Origin of the sequence: Terasakiella sediminum (genome assembly GCF_033100395.1) — a bacterium.
Taxonomy (GTDB): Bacteria; Pseudomonadota; Alphaproteobacteria; order Rhodospirillales; family Terasakiellaceae; genus Terasakiella.
In genome coordinates this window covers 1-5,902 of the sequence record NZ_JAWLVJ010000050.1, presented here as the reverse complement: position 1 = coordinate 5,902, position 5,902 = coordinate 1, and the positions used below count along the sequence as shown (strand labels likewise).

Annotated in this window: 8 protein-coding genes; 5 read left to right on the top strand and 3 right to left on the bottom strand. The window is 43.8% G+C overall.

The genetic code is table 11. The features are described from left to right. Positions 1 to 91: 91 nt before the first annotated feature. Complete coding sequence (locus tag RYZ26_RS19995) at positions 92 to 295, bottom strand: Abi family protein (protein ID WP_465245938.1); 204 nt, start codon at positions 293 to 295, stop codon at positions 92 to 94. 355 nt (positions 296 to 650) lie between these two features. Here RYZ26_RS19995 and RYZ26_RS19610 point away from each other — a divergent pair, with 355 nt between their 5' ends. From RYZ26_RS19610 to RYZ26_RS19600, 3 genes are read left to right on the top strand one after another with little or no spacing between them, the layout of a single operon-like run. After that, the gene (locus tag RYZ26_RS19610; protein WP_317684949.1) at positions 651 to 1,703 is read left to right on the top strand and encodes a putative phage abortive infection protein; all 1,053 of its coding nucleotides are present in this window, start codon (positions 651 to 653) and stop codon (positions 1,701 to 1,703) included. Between the two features lie 28 nt (positions 1,704 to 1,731). After that, positions 1,732 to 2,163 (top strand): hypothetical protein, encoded by a 432-nt coding sequence (locus RYZ26_RS19605; protein WP_317684948.1) that lies wholly within the window; start codon positions 1,732 to 1,734, stop codon positions 2,161 to 2,163. After that, entirely contained in the window at positions 2,160 to 2,537 is a 378-nt protein-coding gene (locus RYZ26_RS19600; protein WP_317684947.1) for a hypothetical protein, read from the top strand. The genes RYZ26_RS19605 and RYZ26_RS19600 overlap by 4 nt, the downstream gene beginning before the upstream one ends. Before the next feature lie 44 nt (positions 2,538 to 2,581). Here the strand turns inward: RYZ26_RS19600 and RYZ26_RS19595 are convergent, their stop codons facing one another. Beyond that, positions 2,582 to 3,925 (bottom strand): hypothetical protein, encoded by a 1,344-nt coding sequence (locus RYZ26_RS19595; RefSeq protein ID WP_317684946.1) that lies wholly within the window; start codon positions 3,923 to 3,925, stop codon positions 2,582 to 2,584. A 64-nt stretch (positions 3,926 to 3,989) separates the two neighbouring features. Beyond that, the gene (locus tag RYZ26_RS19590) at positions 3,990 to 4,544 is read right to left on the bottom strand and encodes a carbapenem self-resistance protein CarG family protein (RefSeq protein ID WP_317684945.1); all 555 of its coding nucleotides are present in this window, start codon (positions 4,542 to 4,544) and stop codon (positions 3,990 to 3,992) included. A 240-nt stretch (positions 4,545 to 4,784) separates the two neighbouring features. On the opposite strand from RYZ26_RS19590, the gene RYZ26_RS19585 reads away from it, so the two are divergent. Continuing rightward, positions 4,785 to 5,063 (top strand): hypothetical protein, encoded by a 279-nt coding sequence (locus RYZ26_RS19585; RefSeq protein ID WP_317684944.1) that lies wholly within the window; start codon positions 4,785 to 4,787, stop codon positions 5,061 to 5,063. Next, positions 5,060 to 5,353, top strand: a complete 294-nt coding sequence (locus RYZ26_RS19580; protein WP_317684943.1) for a hypothetical protein — start codon at positions 5,060 to 5,062, stop codon at positions 5,351 to 5,353. The genes RYZ26_RS19585 and RYZ26_RS19580 overlap by 4 nt, the downstream gene beginning before the upstream one ends. Positions 5,354 to 5,902 lie beyond the last annotated feature (549 nt).

Sequence of the window (5,902 nt, the reverse complement as noted above, 5' to 3'; positions counted from 1 at the left end):
CGAGACATGAAATGATTGAGTGCCTTCACCGAACCAAATACAAACCCAAAAACGCCTTAACTTAGTGCCATTCGTGGCTGTCCCCGGAATTTCATGACTTGAAAAATGGATGTTTTAGATTAAAGGCCGAAGCAATAACCCGTTTGTCTTCTGTTTTGAGGTACGTAAATAACTTAGACACCTTGCCAAAACTTAAGGCTTCAAGGACCATCCAGCTAGTTGGCAGTTCGGGATCGGTGTAGACAGCTCGGTAATGGCTGATATAGACGTCCCGAGGTTCATCGTCATAGCCAATTTCACTGCGAACGTTTTTTGGAATCTATCGCAAGGGGTGGATGTGAAAATATTTCACATTGCCACCTTATCACCCCACCTTAACAATAGCTCGCTGGTGGGTAGTGTGGTGGGTAGAAATGAAAAACCGCGCTCAAAGGCGCGGTTTTTCTATAATTCTGGCGGACAGAGAGGGACTTGTTAATAAATCATTGTTATTATTGGTTTTATGACGTTTTTGGCGGAAGTAAAAGCACCATTGTGTTACGAAATTGTGCTACAAAGCCCGGATGGAATGCACAATGAAATCCAGAATTGGATGATTTGAAATCCCTCATAGGTTGTGGTGTTGAAATCCATTCTTATTGAGGTTGTTGATGTCTAAGAACGACAATGGTGTACGAAACACCAAATTGATAATGGTCGGGTTATTTGTTACGGGAATTTCATTTGGTGCCCTGATCTTCTGGCAGGCTCTGGTCAGCTACGAGCTAATGGATGGCGAGCCATTTATTGATATTGGTAATGCGGAAGCCTATGGCACATTCGGTGATTTTGTTGGTGGTACTCTCAACCCAATCTTCGCGTTCTTGACGTTTCTCGGATTGCTGTACACGATTTTCATGCAGAGCAAGGAGCTACAATATACCCGTGAAGAGTTGCGACGGTCAGCATCAGCATTTGAGCAGCAGAATTTCGATAATACATTTTTCAATCTGATGAAGATGTTATCCGAAGCAGTTGATGATGCTTCGTATGAAATCTGGGAACCTCCGATGCTAAACTCTGATTTTATTAATCAGGCTCCTCGAACAAACAACGTACTTCATGGTCACCATGCGTTTAATGCCATGTTGGAAAATATCAAAGATATTGATCTAGATGGCGATTTTGAAAACCGAGATGGATTGGATCATAATACCGATGAGTGGGCATGTGAGTTTGACAACTTTCTGTACAGATATGGGATTCACGATAACCTTAAACCCGATTATGATTACAGAATACTTCTGGGAAAGTATGAAGCTGCGAAAATTCACCAGTATTATCAGGAAAACTCGTATCAATTCGGGCATTACTTCCGAGTGTTATACAACACATTGAGATTGATCGACGAGGATTGTGAAGTAGAGAAATGCACGAAATATGTAAGGTTGCTTCGTGCCAATATTACGGAAAGTGAACTGGGCCTGATCTTCTACAACTGCCTTACAAAAAATGGTGAAAATTTGAAAGTGTTAGTTGAGAAGTTTGGAATTCTGGACAATCTCAATTTATCATCTTTGATCCGTGAAGAAACAATTACCCAGTTCGATACGAAAGCATTTGGAGGCAACATAGCTATCTTAGTGCGATATACGGAATTCAATGAAGACGGCATCAATGAAGAGCCTTTCTATGTAGAAAATAATTTGGGGAAATTTGACTAAATACCACCATTAAGCAATGGAGGTGACCATGCGACTGTGCGATTTTGCGATTACGGATACGATATATACATCAGATGAATTCTTGTATGCCGGACCGATTTGTATCCGGGGCAATACGATGCCAACAGCAGGGCCGTTGGAAGTTGATTGTCTTAGTATGAAAGTCGGTGATTATGTGCTCGGCAACCCATCTTACGAGCATTGTATCAAAGACCTCGACGATGGCCTGCAATCCGCATTCATTTGTGGTCGTGGAATTCTCGCCGTGTTTGGGCAGTCATTGGCTGCTGCCCTTGAGAAAGTCGATGAATGCCCGGTGGTATCGGTATTTGGGCCTGAATGCAGTCGTGTCCTTTTGGATGTTGAGATCATGCTGGATGGTAATGTAATAGCCGTGGATTTAGAAACCGCCGAAGTTTCATCCACTGACTATGGAACTGGTCGAGGTTTGGTCGCATGAAAGCCAAAAAAGTTTACATCATCCCGTTTTCAGTTACAGCATCACTTCCGCCCGGATACATGCCTAATGAATTCGCACAGCCGTGCCTGAGCATCGACAACTACAAGGTCGAGTTTCTCGACATCAGCGTTCAGCAACACTGTGATGGCCCATATGGTATCATGGCAACCGGGAAGGTCGTCGTCGCATCTACAAGCCCACAGGATGCCATTTACAGCGTTGTTGACTGTGGTTGGGTGAAGCTATCCAATCATGGTGTTAGTGCTATTCTCGATGATGTAAACGTCGAAATTGGTGATGGTGATATTCTGGCTGTGAATACGCAGGCCGAGACCATGAGCCGTGTTTTTACAAGTGACATTGATCTGGCGTAGGTAATGGGCTGCATGTGTGGCATACAGCCCATTGAACGCTTTTGTCAGGCAAAACCGAGGAAGTAACCGAAGTTATCGGTCAGGTCTTCGGTATCTTTTTTCTTCACCGTCATGCCGAAAACATCTTCTGTGATGGGGCCAATGATACCATCTTCTTTCAATTGTGGAATTTGGTCATCATCTTTGTTGGTTTCATTGATTGCGGTTTGCAAGGCCAAACCAAGTGGATTTTCTTTCTGGCCTTTTTTCGATGGCAATAATGGCTCGAAGGTCGTTGTGGCATCCGCAATCAAATTATTTGCGTCACCGGATTTCTTGGCCTTATCAGCTTTATGCTGAAATTGCCCCAGTGCATTGGCTTCGCCAACTTTCGTGGGACCAAGGGCAGCGATGGCCTTTTTCAAATCATTTGCTGATTTCGGACCAAACATACCATCAACTTTCAATGGCACTTCGGTTTTCTGTTTGGTACGGTTGATCCCGGTTTGCAGACCGCGAATGGCATCAACTTTATTATCTGATGATTTGTTCAGTTGGGCAGTCACGGCTTTGATGGCGTTAGCCATGGTTTGACCGCCGGGGATCGTCAACGGCTTGGGTTCTTTCGGTGCCGGGTTTTTCGCAACTGGTTGGATCATCTTGCCAGTTTCATCAAACTTGACAGGATCATCACCATAACGGGTTGAGAACCACTTCCGCTCTTTCGCAACGAGTTCATCAAATAATGGTTTGTCATTCTGTGAATTGTTGCGTTTGACCATCAGGTCTTTGACTTCACCTTCGGTCAAATCTTCGACAGACTTGAACAGAAAATCATTTGATGTATCGGCTGTGGCTTCGCTGACTTCCTTGGCGGCTTCGGATGGTTCTTCGGTTTCCGGTTTTTCTTCATCATCGGCGTTTTGTGATTCTGCATCGCTTTCGTCTTCATCATCGTCGATTTCATTTACGCCGCCTTCTGAATACCCTTCGTGGTCTTCAATAGCGTCTGCAACAGATGAAAGATCGCCGTTATCGATAATGTTCTGCATCGGCGTGTCACGATCATAACCCGTCGCTTCTTCGACATGACTAATGTATGAATCCGTATCATTTTCCGAGGACGGTGCGTAGCGTGATATAGCTTGGCCCAGCGTTTTATTCCGATAATTACGGCTCCCAATTAGGGTGGTTAATGCGTCATACCCGGTGTCGTAATCCGGGAAGACACCAAAACCACCGGCACTGCCAATGGCACCCCGACCATTTACATAACCACCGGCACGGATGTTCCCCGGATTATTATTCCGCCATGCCCGTGTACCACCGGACCATTCTTCTTTGCTGCCGTCAGAATATTCATAGATGACACTATTACCTTCGCCTTCATATGCGTTTGTTGCACTCATGAGATTTCTCCATAAAAAAAGGCTCCGAAAAATCGGAGCCTTGGTTGCTAAAATGATGCGATGATTATTGAAGAAGTTCAGCCTTCACCGCGTTATGAACATCACAATATTTCTGTTTTGATGTGATGGTTTTATACCGCTGCCAGTACCGGTGCGGATCACCCGGAATACCTTCATCGTTCCGGGTTAGTTTGTAGAATTCGAATGTGACTATATGTTTGCCGCCATAGCCATTCGTTGTTGGGCGTGATGTTTTGAGAAGTTCCAGTGCTTGATCATCATTTTTTTTGATCAAGATATAGTCCGTTACCGTGCAATCAGCACCTTCGCTGGAACGGGCCATGTCTCTGTGTAATCCTTTTTCGGGTGCTAATACGGTGATGGACGATGTGATTTGACCTTGGTGTGATTTACGATCTTCAAGATACAGGTATGCGTGATATCCATGGGCATTGAAGTTCTCTCGCCATGATTTGATTACATGTTCAGCCTTGCCATCACCATCCAGATCAATGGAATTGATGCCATAGTTGAGAGACACAGCTTTCATCTGGGCGAAGGCTGGGGCGGTGCTGATCAAGACCCCAGCAATGACTAAAAACTGAAAAACACGAAACATCCACTTAACCTTTAAAGTTGCTTTTCATGGGTTATGAAAAGCCTAAAGCGTTTTTATGTGGAATGGCAACTGGAAATAAAAAACAGCAGGGGACCATTTGGTCGCACTTCTGCTGTTGACTGCTGGTATATGTATTCCATTACGAAAACTAAGTCAAGAACAAAATAAGAACAGCACTCTTCATTGAAGATCATCATCGATAAATAACTCGATCGATAAAATTCTTATGGAGATGACGATATGATTATTCAGAATGAAAATTCACCACTCTTTTCGGTGATCCAGAAATTTCTGGTAGCTAATGAATTGATTGGTAGTTGGTCAGAACTGGCAGCACAAGTACAACGATCCCGAACATATTTTTCGACGCTAAGGCGTACCAATCGTAATCCCAGTAGTGAAGTTTGGGATGCTATGAAAAATTTTCTATCAGAACTGGTTCACGAATGTCGTAGTGAAACGCTCGTGCGTTGGTTGGAACATTACATTCGCCAGATCGAAGTGGAGGTGCAGAAATGACTTCTATCAATGATTATGTGCGGAGGGAAAAACCGTGCCATGACCAATACGAAATCTGCGTTGGCATTGATCTTACTGCACAGCAATTGGATCACTTGATGGAGTTGTTGCCCCGGATGACAGGTGTATCCGTTTCGACGTTATTACATACAAAAGAATTGGATGGGTTTTGCCGGGATATGTTTGCGTTGTGGGATGATTACGTGAATGTCGAGATATGGACAAATCATCCCGTTGAAGTGGTTCACTTGGTGAATCTTCTTGACGTCAAAATTGACTTCGTGAAATAGGACATAATGTCCGCTAAATGGATATATAATATTGAACCGCCAAACGCCTTGCGTTTGTCGGAAACCAACTCAAACTCTTGGCGTTCGCCTGCGAGTTTTACGTTGATTTTGTTTTTTCATTTGGTTCGTCAGGACCAAATGTTAAGAGGATTAAAGTTCGACTTGCAATAGACCAGATACACCTCTATCCCCCCGTCCCGTGAAAAAATAAAATCACGAGACAAGGAGGATAGAGGTGATGACCTGCAATGAGCCGTCATAACACCCAATCAAAGATGAACGTTGCTGTTGTAGCAACTGGCAGGTGGTCGGCATTGACCTAACCAAAACATCTATCACCCCGGCCGAAGCCTCCGACGGTACCCCATAAGAACCTTGATTGTAATTCCCATGAAGTTGCTGGTTGTATCTTTATCACCTTGCCAGCATCTTTTATGAACCTAATAGAATATTGAATATGCCTAGGTCCTGTTGACAAAGTGGATTTACAAATTGCGTAGAATGTGATTCAAGACTTCTTTTTATGAGGAGAAGTCTATGCGTAATTTG

Coding starts and splice junctions, on each gene's coding strand:
- RYZ26_RS19610 (WP_317684949.1), top strand. CDS start 651: ATGTCTAAGAACGACAATGGTGTACGAAACACCAAATTGATAATGGTC.
- RYZ26_RS19605 (WP_317684948.1), top strand. CDS start 1,732: ATGCGACTGTGCGATTTTGCGATTACGGATACGATATATACATCAGAT.
- RYZ26_RS19600 (WP_317684947.1), top strand. CDS start 2,160: ATGAAAGCCAAAAAAGTTTACATCATCCCGTTTTCAGTTACAGCATCA.
- RYZ26_RS19595 (WP_317684946.1), bottom strand. CDS start 3,925: ATGAGTGCAACAAACGCATATGAAGGCGAAGGTAATAGTGTCATCTAT.
- RYZ26_RS19590 (WP_317684945.1), bottom strand. CDS start 4,544: ATGTTTCGTGTTTTTCAGTTTTTAGTCATTGCTGGGGTCTTGATCAGC.
- RYZ26_RS19585 (WP_317684944.1), top strand. CDS start 4,785: ATGATTATTCAGAATGAAAATTCACCACTCTTTTCGGTGATCCAGAAA.
- RYZ26_RS19580 (WP_317684943.1), top strand. CDS start 5,060: ATGACTTCTATCAATGATTATGTGCGGAGGGAAAAACCGTGCCATGAC.